11 protein-coding genes, 1 pseudogene and 2 riboswitches are annotated in these 14,602 nt (G+C 65.8%); of the genes and pseudogenes, 8 read left to right on the top strand and 4 right to left on the bottom strand.

The window, feature by feature from the left end; translation table 11 throughout:
* Together AC1DJW_RS11180 and trmB are read right to left on the bottom strand one after the other, a co-directional pair.
* Positions 1-873: pseudogene (locus AC1DJW_RS11180) on the bottom strand (lipoyl synthase); the annotation flags it as partial.
* 49 nt (positions 874-922) lie between these two features.
* Positions 923-1,025: riboswitch (glycine riboswitch) on the bottom strand.
* A gap of 1 nt (position 1,026) precedes the next feature.
* Positions 1,027-1,125: riboswitch (glycine riboswitch) on the bottom strand.
* Positions 1,126-1,201: 76 nt separating this feature from the next.
* Positions 1,202-2,125, bottom strand: coding sequence for a tRNA (guanosine(46)-N7)-methyltransferase TrmB (trmB, locus tag AC1DJW_RS11175; RefSeq protein WP_390280043.1), 924 nt, complete (start codon positions 2,123-2,125; stop codon positions 1,202-1,204).
* 102 nt (positions 2,126-2,227) lie between these two features.
* On the opposite strand from trmB, the gene AC1DJW_RS11170 reads away from it, so the two are divergent.
* The 7 genes from AC1DJW_RS11170 to AC1DJW_RS11140 all read left to right on the top strand — a co-directional run bounded on the left by AC1DJW_RS11170 (position 2,228) and on the right by AC1DJW_RS11140 (position 10,764).
* Positions 2,228-3,514 carry an MFS transporter gene (locus AC1DJW_RS11170; RefSeq protein ID WP_476901446.1) on the top strand — a complete coding sequence of 429 codons (1,287 nt, stop codon included), beginning with the start codon at positions 2,228-2,230 and terminating at the stop codon, positions 3,512-3,514.
* 99 nt (positions 3,515-3,613) lie between these two features.
* Positions 3,614-4,585: an Lrp/AsnC family transcriptional regulator gene (locus tag AC1DJW_RS11165; protein WP_390280047.1), complete on the top strand. Its 972-nt coding sequence runs from the start codon at positions 3,614-3,616 to the stop codon at positions 4,583-4,585.
* A 183-nt stretch (positions 4,586-4,768) separates the two neighbouring features.
* Positions 4,769-6,217, top strand: coding sequence for an amidase (locus AC1DJW_RS11160; RefSeq protein ID WP_476901445.1), 1,449 nt, complete (start codon positions 4,769-4,771; stop codon positions 6,215-6,217).
* The gene (locus tag AC1DJW_RS11155; protein WP_476901444.1) at positions 6,214-6,528 is read left to right on the top strand and encodes a hypothetical protein; all 315 of its coding nucleotides are present in this window, start codon (positions 6,214-6,216) and stop codon (positions 6,526-6,528) included. The genes AC1DJW_RS11160 and AC1DJW_RS11155 overlap by 4 nt, the downstream gene beginning before the upstream one ends.
* A complete protein-coding gene (locus AC1DJW_RS11150) occupies positions 6,528-8,024 on the top strand; it encodes a sodium:solute symporter family protein (protein WP_476901443.1) in 1,497 nt (498 codons plus the stop codon). Before AC1DJW_RS11155 ends, AC1DJW_RS11150 begins: the two co-directional genes overlap by 1 nt.
* Positions 8,021-9,280, top strand: coding sequence for a CaiB/BaiF CoA transferase family protein (locus AC1DJW_RS11145; protein ID WP_476901442.1), 1,260 nt, complete (start codon positions 8,021-8,023; stop codon positions 9,278-9,280). The genes AC1DJW_RS11150 and AC1DJW_RS11145 overlap by 4 nt, the downstream gene beginning before the upstream one ends.
* Positions 9,277-10,764: a carboxyl transferase domain-containing protein gene (locus AC1DJW_RS11140; RefSeq protein ID WP_476901441.1), complete on the top strand. Its 1,488-nt coding sequence runs from the start codon at positions 9,277-9,279 to the stop codon at positions 10,762-10,764. Before AC1DJW_RS11145 ends, AC1DJW_RS11140 begins: the two co-directional genes overlap by 4 nt.
* Positions 10,765-10,859: 95 nt before the next feature.
* On the opposite strand, the gene AC1DJW_RS11135 is transcribed toward AC1DJW_RS11140, so the two are convergent.
* Together AC1DJW_RS11135 and AC1DJW_RS11130 are read right to left on the bottom strand one after the other, a co-directional pair.
* Entirely contained in the window at positions 10,860-12,152 is a 1,293-nt protein-coding gene (locus AC1DJW_RS11135; RefSeq protein ID WP_476901440.1) for an MFS transporter, read from the bottom strand.
* Between the two features lie 27 nt (positions 12,153-12,179).
* Positions 12,180-13,400 carry a M20 metallopeptidase family protein gene (locus AC1DJW_RS11130; RefSeq protein WP_390280061.1) on the bottom strand — a complete coding sequence of 407 codons (1,221 nt, stop codon included), beginning with the start codon at positions 13,398-13,400 and terminating at the stop codon, positions 12,180-12,182.
* Positions 13,401-13,543: 143 nt separating this feature from the next.
* Between AC1DJW_RS11130 and AC1DJW_RS11125 the strand changes: the two genes are divergently transcribed.
* Positions 13,544-14,599: an Lrp/AsnC family transcriptional regulator gene (locus AC1DJW_RS11125; protein ID WP_476901439.1), complete on the top strand. Its 1,056-nt coding sequence runs from the start codon at positions 13,544-13,546 to the stop codon at positions 14,597-14,599.
* Positions 14,600-14,602 lie beyond the last annotated feature (3 nt).

The following is a 14,602-nucleotide window of genomic DNA, read 5'->3' as shown; positions in this document are numbered from 1 at the left end:
GCGTGGTGTGCGAGGAGGGTGCGGGCTTCCTGGCGGGTGGTGCCGGAGTCCTGGATGCCTTCGGCGATGTGGGCCAGGTGCGTGGGGATTTCGCGGCCTTTTTTGCGCATCGCGGTGGCCCAGAGTCGTCCGGCGCGGTAGGAGGAGCGGACCAGGGGGCCGGACATGACGCCGAGGAAGCCGATTTCCTCGGCTTCGGCGGCGAGTTCGACGAATTCCTGGGGTTTGACCCAGCGGTCCACGGGCAGGTGCCGTTCGGAGGGGCGCAGGTACTGGGTGATGGTGATCAGGTCACAGCCCGCGGCGTGCAGGTCGGTAARGGCTTCGGAGATCTCTTCCCGGGTTTCGCCCATGCCCAGGATCAGGTTGGATTTGGTGACCATCCCGTGGGCCCGGCCCTGGGTGATGACGTCCAGGGAGCGGTCATAGCGGAACGCGGGGCGGATGCGCTTGAAGATCCGGGGCACGGTTTCGACGTTGTGCGCGAAGACCTCGGGGGCGGAGTCGCAGATCGCCTGGATGTGTTCGGGTTTGCCGGAGAAGTCGGGGATGAGCAGTTCGACGCCGGTGCCGGGGTTCAGTTCGTGGATCTTGCGGACGGTCTCGGCGTAGAGCCAGACGCCTTCGTCTGCCAGGTCGTCGCGGGCGACGCCGGTGACGGTGGCGTAGCGCAGGTTCATGGCCTGGACGGAGCGGGCGACCTTGGTGGGTTCGAACATGTCCGCCTTCTTTTTTCACGAGGTTCTTCAGGCCCACGAATTCCGGTCCCATCTGGACCTTGGCCTTGATCCACTCGGGCTTGCGTTCGACCGGGACGGCTTTGTTGCGCTGTTCAACGCGCAGCAGCTTACGGCCTTCAGGTGCCAGGGTCATGAGGAACTCCATAATTCAGGTGGCGCGGACGCACCACGATGATTCGGTTCCTCCCCGCTCTGTATTGGACCTGAGAGTTTCCGCGTCCTGCCTCGCGGCTGGACGCTTGCACCGTCGGTGAGTCCGGTTTCCCGGGCTGCTTTCCAGAGTTGCCTTGCCGCGGCGGTACATGGGCCTGAGAGATTCCTGGGGAGGATTTGCTCCTACGGCGCCTGCTGAAACGTACCGGCAGGGCTCTCCCGCCGCAGATCATAAGCATGTGCCGCCTTTCGGTGACACGTCTCACATGGTATCCGGTGCCCGTGCGGCACGCAAAGAACCTATGAAGCTAGATCCTGCGATAACTGAGGTCGAAGATCATGCGTCCGGCCTCGTGGGCCTTGTTTTCGAAGCTGGTGCGGATGCGGCCGTCGAAGCGCGGAGCCCATCCGCCCACGTGGTCCACTCCCTCGTTGGGGCCGGTGTGCTCGGTGCTGACCGGTGCCCGGCCTTCCTTGACGGGGGCCCCGCCCACCATGGCTTCGACTCCCGATTCCCACACTTGGGTGAGGGGGCTGTCCGCGCCGGCCCGCTCGCCGTCGTGCAGGTTTTCAAACTCGGTTGAACCGGCCAGGACCTCACGGACGTGGACGGCATAGTTGGACCAGTCGGTGGCGATCCGCCACAAGCCGCCCTTTTTGAGGGACCTCGCGGCGAGTTCGGCGAACGCGGGCTGGATAAGGCGGCGTTTGTGGTGCCGAGATTTGTGCCAGGGGTCGGGGAAGAAGACCCAGAGCTCGCTCACTGACCCCGCAGGCAGCATGGTGGCCAGGACCTCCGGGGCGTTGGCTTCCACGACGCGGACGTTGCTGAGGCCGCGACTGTTGATCTTGATCATCGTGTTGGCCAGGCCCGGGGTGTAGACCTCCACGGCGAGGAAGTCCTTGTCCGGGTTCTCTTCGGCCGCGTGGCATACGGCGTCGCCGAGTCCCGAACCGATTTCAACAATCAGCGGTGCCTTGCGGCCGAACTCCGCTTCGGCGTCGAACACGTAGTCCGGGTGCACGGACGTGTTGGCGACATGCCGCGGAACCTGGATGGCCCAGCGGTCCGAGTGCTCTTCCCACGCCGCTTGGCGCCGACCCTGAAGCCGCGTCCCGCGGCGCACGAAACTGACCGGCCGGCCGCCATAGGTGCCGAAGGAGGCCTGGCTGCCTGGGGTCACGGGGCGCGAAGACTGCGGTGATTCAGGGGATTCTGGGGTTTCACTCATCTCCTCCAGAATACCGTTGCACGGTCAAAGCCCCGCCGCGGAACCTGCGTACGCTCCCGTCACGAGGCGCCGGCGCACGGGGGTGACTGCCAGAATGGGTTGGTGACCCCCGCTTCAAGCGCCCCAAAGAACACCAAGCCACACTTCGCCGTTCCCGAGATCCTCGTCGACGCCGAAATCGACGAGCTTCCCGCAGCCGAGCCCACCCAGGTCAGGACGCGCGGCGGACTCGTCTTCCTTGGGATCTGCCTGGTGCTCATCGGCCTGAACCTGCGGACGGTGTTCTCGAGCTTTTCGGCGGTCCTTCCGGAAGTCACCGCCGACGCCGGGCTGCCGGGCTGGGCGGTGGTTGTCCTCACCACTGTGCCGGTGACCTTGCTGGGTGTCTTCGCGCCGCTGGCGCCGGTCCTGGCCCGCCGTTTCGGTGCCGAGAGGGTCTTGCTCGGCGCGATGGCTGTGCTGACAGCCGGGCTGCTGATCCGTCCCGTGGACCTCGCCGGCGCCGGGCACTTGCCGGCGTTGCTCGTCGGAACCGCGGCGTGCGGCGCCGCGATCGCCCTCTGCAACGTGCTGCTGCCCGGCGTGGTCAAGCGCGACTTCCCGCATCGGCTCGGACTCATGGGCGGTCTGTATACGACGGCGATTTGCGCGTCTGCCGCGCTTGGTGCCGGTTTCACCTACCCCGTCTTCACGGCTGCCGGGCACTGGACCTCGGCGCTGTGGTTCTGGGCGCTGCCCGCCGCCGTCGTACTTTTGCTCTTCCTGCCGCTGGCGATCCGCCAGCACCCCGTCCGCCACAACGCGGCCGACGGCGGTGCGAACGTCTGGCGCTCCGCCGTCGCCTGGCAGGTCACCATCTTCATGGCGTTGCAGGCGATGATGTCCTTCAGCGTGTTCGCCTGGTTGGCGCCGATTCTGCGTGATCGCGGGATCGACGGCGGGACGGCCGGTTTGATCGTCTCCGTGTCGATTGTGTTGCAGATGCTTGGTTCGTTCGTTGCCCCGGGGCTCGCGGCCAGGTTCAAGGACCAGCGCGTCATCAACACCGTGGTGGCGCTCATGACCGGCGGCGGCTTCGCCTTGAGCATTTTCGGCCCCACGGACCTGATATGGGTGTGGACCGGGCTGTTGGGCCTGGGCCAGGGCAGCCTCACGGCCGTGGCGTTGACCATGATCATGCTGCGCACCCGCGATTCGCGCACCGCGGCGCATCTTTCCGGCATGATGCAGGGCGTCGGCTATGGCTTAGGCTCCACGGGAACCCTGATGGTCGGCCAGTTGCATCAAGCGACCGGTGGGTTCGCGGCGGCCGGCATCCTGTTCCTCGTGGTGGGATCCCTGGCGGGCTTCTTTGGCTTCCGCGCCGGCCGGAACCGCTACGTCGGCTAGCCCAACTGACTCGCAGTTGTTGTCGTTTAGAGGCGCGAAAACGACAACAACTGCGAGCCAGTTGGGGAGGGAACGCAGCGAGGCGGCATAATCGGGTACATGGTCATGCTGGCACCCTCGCGCGAGCTGGACGGGCTCGATCGGCGGATTGTCGGCGCTCTCCAGGTCAATGGCCGTGCCTCCTGGCGGCGGATCGCCGAGGTCCTGGGCGAGCCGTTCAGCACGGTGACCCGCCGCGGCATCGCACTGCTGGATTCGAGCATCGTGCGCGTGGCCGGCCTGGTGACCCTTGGCCCCACCCACCTTGTGGAAGTTCATTGCGAGCCCTCCCGGTTGCTCGCCATCGCGGAGGAGCTTTCGGGCGACCCGGACGCCATTTTCGTTTATGCGCTCACCGGTCCGACTCGTCTCCTGTTCGAAGTGCAGGCCCGTCCGGGGCGCCTCTCGAGCCTTGTCTTGGAGGAACTTCCAGCCCTCGACGGCGTGGTGCAGGTGAGCGCTTCGCCCGTCATGGAGTACTTCCGAACGGTGGCTGAATGGCACCCGGGTCCGGTCACCGCAGAGGAAACTGCCGCGCTCCAGGAAGTGCCTCCTCCGCCGTCCCGACCGAGCGTGAATGGAGTGCTCGACGACGTCGACTCCCACCTTGTGCGGATCCTCGTGGCTGACGGCCGCGTTCCGGTCGCCGAGCTCGGGGAAGCCGTCGGGCTCTCCGCGCCGGCCGTGCGCCGACGGCTCAACACCCTTCTTGAAGAGGGCACGCTGAGTGTCCGGGCGATCGTCGAGCCCGCGGACATCGGCCTTCCGATCGAAGCCGTAGTCTGGGTCCGCACTGCCCCGGCCGACGCCGTCGAGGTTGGCCGGCTGCTCGCTGAAGCTCCCGGGGTCCGCTATGCGGTCATGGCAATGGGCGAATTCCAGCTCATGGCCGACGTCACCCTCGCGAGCCTGGACGAATTGCGCGATTTCCTTACGTCGTCCCCATGGGCCGCACGTGCCCTGGCCGTGCGCAGTTCCCTCGTGGTGCGGGCGTACAAGCGCGGTGGCGTGCGCATGCCCGCCCTCGACTGAATCATTTAGAAACCCGATCCTCCCGCCTTGGTTCACTCCTGCCCTGAGCCGGATGCCCCGCGCATCAAAAAACCTTACGGAGACCTCTAGCCAAATGTGATTCGTCCCACTATCGTGGTTCATTAATTCCACTTGAGACAAAGAAGTGACTCAAAAGGAAACTATATGAAGGTAAGATGAATCATGACAAACGACTTGATTTACCGTGGGGCAGTGGAGCTCGCTGGGCTCCTGCGTTCCCGGGAGGTGTCTGCCACCGAGGTTCTTGAGGCGCACCTGGAACAGATCGACAAGCTCAACCCCTTGATCAACGCGGTGGTGACCCTCGACGAAGAGGGCGCCAGGGCGGCCGCAGCGAAAGCCGATCGCAAGATCATGGCCGGGGAGCCTGTGGGGTCTCTCCACGGCTTGCCCATCAGCTTCAAGGACACCGCGAATACGGCGGGGATGCGCACCACTTTCGGGCACCCGCATTTCCGGGACCACGTTCCGGAGGAAAATGATCTGCACGTCCAACGCATCCTCGACGCCGGAGCCATTCAAGTGGGCAAGACCAATGTCCCCGAGTTCGCCGCTGGATCCCACACTTTCAACCGAGTCTTCGGTGCAACGCGCAACCCGTACGACCCCGGCAAGTCCGCCGGGGGCAGCAGCGGCGGTGCTGCGGCGGCCCTGGCAGCAGGCTTCCAGCCGATCGCCGACGGAAGCGACATGGGCGGCTCCCTCCGCAACCCGGCGTCGTTCTGCAATGTGGTCGGCCTGCGTCCCACTCCAGGCATGGTCCCCAACACCGACGGCAACAACGTCTTCTTCCCATTGGCCGTGGCCGGACCAATGGGCCGCACGGCGGCTGACGCCGCGCTCTTGTTCGACGTCATGACCGGCGCTTCCCCGGACGATCCCCATTCCGTTTTCCCGCCAAGCCCAGCAAGCCCAGCAAGCCCAGCAAGCCTTGCCGCCGAACCGTCCCCGGCCGATTTTTCCGGTCTGCGCATTGCCTTCGCCCCGACGCTCGGCGGCCGGATCCCGGTGAGCCGCGAGGTACTCGACGTCATTGAACCGCAGGCGGCGGCACTCGCGGCCCTCGGCGCACACGTGGAGCTGGACTGCCCGGACCTCGACGGTTCCGAGCAAGTGTTCCGCGTACTGCGCGCAGCCTCCTTCGACTCGATGTGGGGAGAGCAGCTTGCCGCGGAGCCCGATGCCTTCAACCATTTCCTGGCCGGAAACATCCGTGAAGGTGGCCGGCTCAGTGGCCGCGACGTCGTCCGCGCCGAGGAAGGAATGACCCGCCTGATCCGCAAGGCGGCCGGATTCTTTGAGCGTTACGACCTGGTTATCGCGCCTGCCTCCCCGATTGTCCCGTTCGACGTCGATCTCGAATACCCCACCGAGATCGACGGGCAACAGCTCCAGAACTACCTCGACTGGATGCGTGCCCCGTACCTGTTCACCCCGCTGGGCCTCCCTGCCCTGTCGGTTCCGGCCGGGTTCACCCCCGCCGGACTTCCCGTCGGCCTCCAGATGGTCGGAGCGCGCGGCAGCGACGCCCGCCTCCTCCGCCTGGCTTCCGCTTTCGAGAAGATCTCTTCCTGCTCATCCGTTCGCCCCCAAGGAGCTGCAGTTCTATGAGCACTACCCTGGCATCCCCCAAGAGATTGACCATTGCCTCAGTCCCCATCGTCGGCATGATCATCACACCCTTCCTGCCCTTCGTCTCCACGCCGACGCTGTGGCTTGGCCTCCCGTCGGCGATCGTCTGGATGGGCCTCATGATCGTCGCCACGATCGTCGGCCTGCAGATTGTGGAGCACACGTACCTCCGCGAAGGCGGTGCCGAACTCGATCGTCTTGAAGCCGAGCAAAGCGCCTTGGCAAACGCCGCTTCAACAAGCGCCGCAACCAACAGCCCTGCCCCGATCACCGAAAGAAGGGCCCACTGATGCTTACAGTCGCCATCATCATCGGAATTGTCGGCATCGGCGCCCTCGGTATCGCGGGCCGCCGACGCCAGACAGAACTCTCCAGTTGGACTGTCGGCAAGCGGGACTTGCCCCGCTGGACCAGTTGGTTCCTCCAAGCGGGCGAATCGCTGACCACCTTCAGCTTCCTCGGCCTCGCCGGAATCGCGTTCGGTGGCGGCGTTGCCGCGCTCTTCGCCGTCGCCTACCTGACCATCAACTGCATCGTCCAATACTTCGTGATTCCGCGCCAGCGTGAGCTCGGCGCGAACCGCGGCTACCTGACCATGGCGGACTTCTTCCAGGACCGGTTCAATAGCAAGGCCCTGGGCAAGACCGTGGCCCTCGTGGGTGCCGTCTTCCTCATCCCGTACCTGCAGCTGCAGATCACCGGGCTCGGCTTGATCGTCCAGCTCGCTACGGGCAGCGAATCGGCGCGTGGCTACAGCATGGCCGTGGCCAGCGTGCTGGTGGTCGTCTTCGTGATCTGGGCGGGTATCCGGGGACTCGCCAAAGTGGCTGTCTTCAAGGACTTCGCCATGCTCGCCGCCCTGGTCATCGTGTTGGCCGGTGTGGTGGCCGGTATTGGCGGCATCCCGGATATCTTCGCCAAGGTCATGGATACCGCCCCGAGCTACCTCACCATCAGCCGCCCGGGCTTCGACGCGACCTTCTGGGTAACCTCCGTTATCGTGACAAGCATCGGCGCCGGGCTCAACACCTTCCCGCACTTGTGGCCGCCGGTCCTTGCCGCGAAAAGCGGTGCCGTGCTGCGGGACAACGTCAAATGGCTTGCGGTCTACCAGTTCCTGCTGCTCATCCCGATCACAGCCGGAATCGCCGCCACGCTGGTCCTCGATCCGAAGACCAAGAGCAACTTTGTCCTATTGGGCATCGCCCAGCACACCTTGCCCGAGCCATTGATCGCGATCATCGCCATCGGCGGCGCAGCCGCCGCCATGGTTCCGGCGGGCGCGATCGCAATGGGCATTTCCTCGCTTGTCTCGAACAACCTGCTGTCCGTGAAGAACCCCAAGCTGCGGTTCCGGATCAACCACGTGGTGGTCGCCCTCGCCGTCGGACTGGCCCTGGCGTTCGGGCTCGCGAAGTCGGACATCGGCGCGCTCCTCCTGCTCACGTACGGTGGACTCACCCAGCTCGCTCCCGCCGTCGCCATCGCGATCGGCCGCAAGGTGCGCATCGGCGCCGTTCCGGTCAACCTCGGCATCATCGTGGGCACGCTCACGGTAGCCGTCATTACCTTCGGCAACATCCCCACGGGCGGCGTCGATTCGGGCCTCATTTCCCTCGCACCGAACCTTGTGGTGCTCGCGGTCGCGGAGCTTATCCGCCGTCGTCGCCTTCCGCAGGTTCCGGCTGAGCGAGCGGACGACGTCGAGCGCCCGGTTCCGGGACACAGCGCGGTTGAAGGGCACAGCGCGGTTGAGGGACACACCACGGTGGGAGTCGAAGCATGACGCAGCCCGAATACCCCGGCCACAAGCAAGACCACAAAGGACCGCTCGCCGGGAAGCTCGTCGTCGACCTCTCCCGCGCCCTTGCCGGTCCACACGCCGGCATGATGCTCGGTGACCTTGGCGCCCGCGTCATCAAGGTGGAAAATCCCGACGGCGGTGATGACACCCGCGGTTGGGGGCCGCCGTTCGTGGACACTCCGGAGGGCCGCGAGTCCACTTACTTCCTGTCGTGTAACCGGAACAAGGAGTCCATCCGGCTCGACCTCAAGGCGGCAGAAGGCAAGGCCGCGTTGCGCAAACTGCTGCGGCGGGCAGACGTCCTCGTGGAGAACTTCCGCCCGGGAACCCTGGACCGCCTCGGCTTCGACCCGGCAAGCCTCGAAAAGTTGAATCCGAGGCTCGTGGTCCTCGCGATCAGTGGCTTCGGCCACGACGGTCCCGAGGGGCACCGCGCCGGTTACGACCAGATTGCCCAGGGCGAGGCGGGGCTGATGTCCCTCACGGGTTCGGGGCCCGGCGACCCGCAGCGCGTTGGCGTACCTATCGGCGATGTCCTGGCCGGAATCCACGGCGCCTGCGGTGTGTTGGCGGCCCTCCTGGAACGTGAGCGCACGGGCCGTGGCCAAATAGTGCGCACCTCGCTCCTGTCGTCGATCGTCAGCGTGCTCGCTTTCCAAGGCACGCGTTGGACGGTGGGCGGCGAGGTTCCGCAGGCCCAAGGCAACCACCATCCCTCGATCGCGCCGTATGGGCTTTTCCGTTGTGCAGGCGGTGCTGTGCAGATTGCCGTGGGATCCGAAGGCTTGTGGCGCCGCTTTGCGGGGGAGTTCAGCCTTCCCGTTGACGACGAACGCTGGCGCGACAATCAGTCCCGCGTAGCCCACCGGGCCGAGCTGATCGAAGCCATCGAAGCCGTGTTCTCGGAGTCCGACGCCGAAGAGCTGCTCGCGCGGCTTGAAGCGGCCGGGGTGCCGGGCGGCCGGGTCCGCTCCCTGGACGAAGTCTTTGCTTGGGAACAGACGCGGAGCCAGCATTTGGCGCTTGAACTCCAGCACCCCACGCTGGGACGTATCGAGGTCCCGGGATCGCCGCTGCGCTTCTTCCAGCAGGACGGCACCGAGACCACGAGGTTGCGGCACTCCGCACCCCCAAGGCTCGGAGAGCACGACGACGCCGTCCGGGCATGGCTTGACGGCGCAGGATTGCCCGGCGACGCATTGCCCGGCGGCGCGTTGCTTGCTTCGAGGGCGTCGTGACGGCGCTCGCGGAGGCCGCGCGCCCGGAACCGAGCCCGGCGGGACACCGGCAACGCCGCCTTGGCGGGACGGAGTTTGTTGAACAGTTCCTCGACGCCGGCAGTTTCCGCCATTGGGACCGGCCGGTCCCTGTACCGCCGGGCGCTGATTCTGCCTACCTCGCGGATCTGGCCCGGGCCCGCGACCGTAGCGGTGCGGACGAGTCCGTGCTCACGGGCGAGGGGACACTGGATGAAATTCCTGTAGCCGTCCTGGCCAGTGAGTTCGCCTTCCTCGGCGGCTCGATCGGGACGTCCGCCGCCGAGCGGATCGTCGCGGCAATTGAAGAAGCAGGCCGACGCAGTCTGCCGCTCGTGGCCGCTACCGCGTCAGGGGGTACCCGCATGCAGGAAGGCACCCTCGCGTTCCTGCAAATGGTGCGGATCACGGAGGCCCTCACGGCATACAAGCGTCTTGGACTGCCCTATCTGGCGTACCTCCGGCACCCGACCACAGGCGGCGTCTTCGCCTCATGGGGATCGTTGGGTCACGTCACAGTGGCCGAACCGGGTGCGCTCGTTGGCTTCCTGGGTCCCAAGGTCTACGCCGGACTCACCGGACAAGCGTTCCCGGAGGGCGTCCAGAGGAGCGAGCATCTTCTCGCTCGTGGAACTGTCGACGCCGTGTTGGACGCACCGGGATTCAGGAACCTTGCCGCTGAGGTGCTGGGGATTCTTGCTGCCCGGGGATCGTGGGAAGGCGTCGGTTTTGCGCCTAGACCGGGGGACATGTCCACTGGGGACCCAAACCCGGGGGACATGTCCAGTTGGGATTCCGTCCTGAGGACACGCGACTCTGGGCGTCCCGGGCTGGTGGAACTGCTCGACGGCGGGTTCGGCCGCCTCGTCCGCTTGCACGGCACGGGCCGAGGGGCAGCTTCGGCGAGCACCGCCGTCGTGCTGGCTGAACTCGAGGGCCGGCCGGTCGTCGTCGTTGGCCAGGACCGCGCAGCCCAGCGGGCGGGGAGCGTCCTCGACGCGGCGGGTTTGGCGCAGGTGCGGCGGGGAATGCGCCTCGCGGAGGAACTGGGTCTGCCGCTCGTGACGGTGGTGGATACTCCTGGGGCCGAGCTTTCGGTCCGGGCCGAGGAGTCCGCGATCGCGGGCGGGATCGCCGATTGCATTGCGGGAATGCTCGGACTGACCGTGCCAAGCGTTGCCGTGCTCCTCGGCGAGGGGACCGGTGGCGGCGCGCTCGCTCTTGCGGCTGCCCGCCGCACGGTTGCGGCCGAGCACGCCTGGCTCGCTCCGCTGCCGCCGGAGGGTGCCAGCATCATCGTGCACGGGGACACGTCCCTGGCGGCCGAGCTGAGCGAGCGGCAAAGGATCGGAGCGCGCGCACTCCTCGAAGATGGTGCCGTGGACGAGGTGGTAGGCGAAGGCGACGGCTTCCTGAAGCGCCTCGCCGAAGCCGCCTCCCGGCAGATCTCGGCGCAGCTCACCTAACTCGTCCCCACAAGCCCAACTGACTCGCAGTTGTTGTCGTTATCAGGCCTCTAAACGACATTAACTGCGAGTTAGTTGGGTCCGAACGCGGGCGGTTAGTGCGTCAGGTCCTTGCCCTTGGTTTCCGGGATCATGAAGGCGAACGCGATTCCGATGGCCAACAGGATCACGGCGTAGACGTTGAACAGGTTGGCCTGGCCGATGCTGGCGAGCCAGGTCTGCAGGTACGGGGCCGTCCCGCCGAAGACCGCTACGCAGATGGAATACGGGACGCCGACACCCACGGTGCGGATCTTGGTCGGGAACAGCTCGGCGTACACGGCAGGGACAATCGACGCGCTGCCGGCGATGAAGAACAACATAACGGACATCGAAACAGCCAGTTGCCAGGGCGAATCCTTCAGGAGCCACGTCATGGGGAAGTGCAGCAACGCGGCACCTGCGGAACTCATGATCAGCACGGGCTTGCGGCCGATCCGATCAGACAGCTTGCCCCAGAACGGCAGCGACGCGATGAATGCGACGTTGCCGATGACGCCCGCCCACAGGGCTGCGCCGCGGTCCATCTTGAGCGTGCTGGCCGCGTAGCTCGGTGCCACGACGCCCCAGATGTAGTAGACAACGGTGAGGCCGACGGTCAGCCCGATAACCTGCAAGGCCTGCTTGCGGTACTTGACGATTTGCGGCCACATGGGCTCGCGCTTTTCCTTCGGTGCTTCGGCTTCGAACGCCTCGGTCTCCTTCATTTTGGCCCGCATGACCAAGGCATAGATGCCCAGGGCGCCGCCTACCAGGAACGGGACGCGCCAGCCCCAGGCGTTCATGTCGGCCTTGCTCAGCACTCCGGTCAGGATGGCGCCCAGCAGGGTTCCGACAAGGATGCCGGCCGTGCCGGAGGTGTAGATGAGGGTCGCCCAGAAGCCGCGCTTTTCCTTGGGTGCCATTTCGGACAGATACGTTTGCGACGACGGCAGCTCGCCACCGTGGGCGAGGCCCTGGATGAGGCGGGCCACCAAGAGCATGACGGATGCCAGGGCCCCAACGGCCTGGAATGTCGGGGCGATACCGATCAACAGGCTTCCGACGGCCGCGAGGCCGACGGCGATGGTCATGGACGTCTTGCGGCCGATCCGGTCGCCGATCCAGCCGAAGACGAAGCCGCCGAACGGCCGGGCCACGAATCCGACGGCGAAGATCGCCAGGGTGGAGAGGACCGCGGAGGTGGGGTCGGCACTGCTGAAGAGCGCGCTGGCGATGAAGGGCGAGAACGTGGCGTAGATGGCCCAGTCGTACCATTCGACGGCGTTGCCGATGCCGGTACCGACGAGGGTTCGCAGATGGGACTTGTGAACCTGGGCTGTGGCTGAAGCGCCTACGGTTGCGGTCATGTCTTGCTCCAAGGTTTGGGGTGGTGGTTAGTTGGCGGCGGCGAGGGTGGCGATGCGGGAGACCGCGAGCTCTGCGTAGAGCGCCGCACCATCGGACAGGACGCCGTCGTCGAACGTGGCGTAAGGGGAGTGGTTGAACGGTGAGGTGGTGTGGTCCACGCCCCGCGGCACGGCGCTGAGGCCCACGAAGGTTCCCGGAACCTCGGCCAGGACCCGGGAGAAATCCTCCGAGCCGCTCATCGGCGTGGCCCAGCGGGAGAGCCGGGAATCGCCGAACATGTCCGAGATGACGTTCTCGGCCGTGTGGGTCTCGTCCTCGTCAGTGACGGTCATGGGGTATTCGCCGCGGTAGTCGACGTCCACCTCCAGGCCGTGCGCTGAGGCAATGCCCTTGAGAAGCTGCGGAATCGCGGTCATCATCCGGTTGCGGGAGGCTTCCGAGAACGTGCGGATGGTGGCTTCGAAGCGCGCGGATTCGGGGATGACATTGCGCTTGGTACCTGCCTGCAGCACGCCAACCGTCAGTACTACGGGATCGAACATGTTGAACTGCCGCGTGATCATGACCTGCAGGGCCGTCACCATTTCCGCGGCCGCGGTCACGGGGTCCTTTGCCGCATGCGGCGCCGAGCCATGGCCGCCGGCACCGAGGACCGTGACGAAGAGTCCGTCCGAGGCGCTCATCATGACGCCCGGCTTGGTGCAGAACTGGCCGTACGGCTCCAAGGATGAGAAGACATGCATGCCGTACGCGGCGTCAACACGGCGGCCTGCGGCGTCCAGGACGCCTTCGCGGATCATGTGGCCCGCGCCGTCGAAGCCTTCTTCGCCCGGCTGGAACATCAGGACGACGTCGCCCGCCAACTGATCGCGTCGCTCGGCCAAGAGGGTTGCCGCTCCGGCGAGCATGGACGTGTGCAGGTCGTGGCCGCAGGCGTGCATAGCGCCGTCGATCTTCGAGGAGAACTCGACGCCGGTGCGCTCCTGGACGGGAAGGCCGTCCATGTCGGCGCGGAGCAACACAGTTGGCTTGTCCGCTGAAGCGTGCGCCGCGCCGCCGCGCAAGACCGCGGTGACCGACGTCGTGCTCTCGCCAAGGGTGATTTCGTACGGGAGTCCGTCGAGCGCCTTGAGCACCTTTTCCTGGGTGCGCGGGAGGTCCAGGCCGATTTCCGGTTCCTGATGGAGCTCGTGGCGGAACCGGGCGATTTCTCCCTGCATCTCTTTGGCGTCTGAGGCGATCGACATCTGTTCTCCTGTTTCCTGAACGATTGGTAGGTATCCATAGCCATTGTGGAGTGACTAGCCTCACAATCTTCCAAAGCCCTGAAAAAATTCACGATTGTGCCAGAATTAACAGGAATCACGCATCATTTAGGAAGGGATCGCTGATGGAGCTCAGTGAAGAGGACCTCCGGTTGATCAACGCCCTCCAGATCTCGCCGCGGATCAGTTGGTCCGACGCCGCTGAGGTCCTGGGCGTCCATGCCACCACGTTGGCCTCCCGATGGGACCGCTTGCGCGAATCCGGAGCCGCTTGGACCACGGCGCACCTCATGGGGGACCCCAAGCATGCCTGCCTTGCCCTGTTGGACGTGGACTGCGAAATGCACCTCCGGCCCGAGGTCACGGCCGCGCTCGCTGCCATCCCGGAGATCATCACGGTTGAGGAGGCCGCCAGCAACCGGGACCTCATGCTGACCGTGATCACCCAGGACCTGGGGGAGTTCAGCAGCCGGCTATTGCCCCAGCTCAAGGAAATCCGGGGGCTCACCAAGTACCGGACCTCGCTCTGCACCCGGATCCACACGAGCGGCTATGCGTGGCGGCTCAACGTCCTGAGCAGGGCGGAGCAGCAGGCGCTGCGCGCCCTCGCCGGGCCGGAAGCGCTCAATCCGTCCGCCCCCTACGCCCAGGTCACCCCGCTGCCGGAGAGCCATATGGCACTCTTTCCGTTCCTCGCCCGGGACGGAAGGGCCTCCGCCGCGGAGATCGCTCGCGCCCTGGGACGGCACCCAGCCACGGTGCAGCGGCAGCTAGGCCGGGTGCTCGCGAGCCGGATGCTGTCCTTCCGCTGCGAAATCGCCCAGCAATTCTCGGGCTATCCGATTACGTGCCAGTGGTTCGCGAACGTTCCAGCAGGCCAGCACGAGGCCGCGGCCGCCGAACTACGGGCCGTCAGGAACGTCAGGTTCACGGCCTCCACCACTGGCAGTACCAACTTTGTGATCATCATGTGGCTGCGCTCGCTGGCTGAGGTCATGGAGATGGAACTCGCCATCCAGCAGCGCATCCCGAGGATCGAACTGGTTGAAAGCGTCGTGATGCTGAGCACGGCCAAGCGAGTCGGGTGGATGCTGAACCCGGACTCGACGGCGACGGGCGCCGTCGTACCCACCGCCGCCGGCGGACTGCTCCCCGCGATCGAATGGACGACGACGGCGTGACTC

Source organism: Arthrobacter sp. 05L417 (genome assembly GCF_056397865.1).
Note: the sequence above shows the minus strand (reverse complement) of the source record. Positions and strands in the feature narration are given on the sequence as shown.

Bases quoted from the DNA above. Each gene is read 5' to 3' on its own strand.
- trmB (WP_390280043.1), bottom strand. From the start codon at position 2,125: ATGAGTGAAACCCCAGAATCCCCTGAATCACCGCAGTCTTCGCGCCCC.
- AC1DJW_RS11165 (WP_390280047.1), top strand. From the start codon at position 3,614: ATGGTCATGCTGGCACCCTCGCGCGAGCTGGACGGGCTCGATCGGCGG.
- AC1DJW_RS11160 (WP_476901445.1), top strand. From the start codon at position 4,769: ATGACAAACGACTTGATTTACCGTGGGGCAGTGGAGCTCGCTGGGCTC.
- AC1DJW_RS11155 (WP_476901444.1), top strand. From the start codon at position 6,214: ATGAGCACTACCCTGGCATCCCCCAAGAGATTGACCATTGCCTCAGTC.
- AC1DJW_RS11150 (WP_476901443.1), top strand. From the start codon at position 6,528: ATGCTTACAGTCGCCATCATCATCGGAATTGTCGGCATCGGCGCCCTC.
- AC1DJW_RS11145 (WP_476901442.1), top strand. From the start codon at position 8,021: ATGACGCAGCCCGAATACCCCGGCCACAAGCAAGACCACAAAGGACCG.
- AC1DJW_RS11135 (WP_476901440.1), bottom strand. From the start codon at position 12,152: ATGACCGCAACCGTAGGCGCTTCAGCCACAGCCCAGGTTCACAAGTCC.
- AC1DJW_RS11130 (WP_390280061.1), bottom strand. From the start codon at position 13,400: ATGTCGATCGCCTCAGACGCCAAAGAGATGCAGGGAGAAATCGCCCGG.
- AC1DJW_RS11125 (WP_476901439.1), top strand. From the start codon at position 13,544: ATGGAGCTCAGTGAAGAGGACCTCCGGTTGATCAACGCCCTCCAGATC.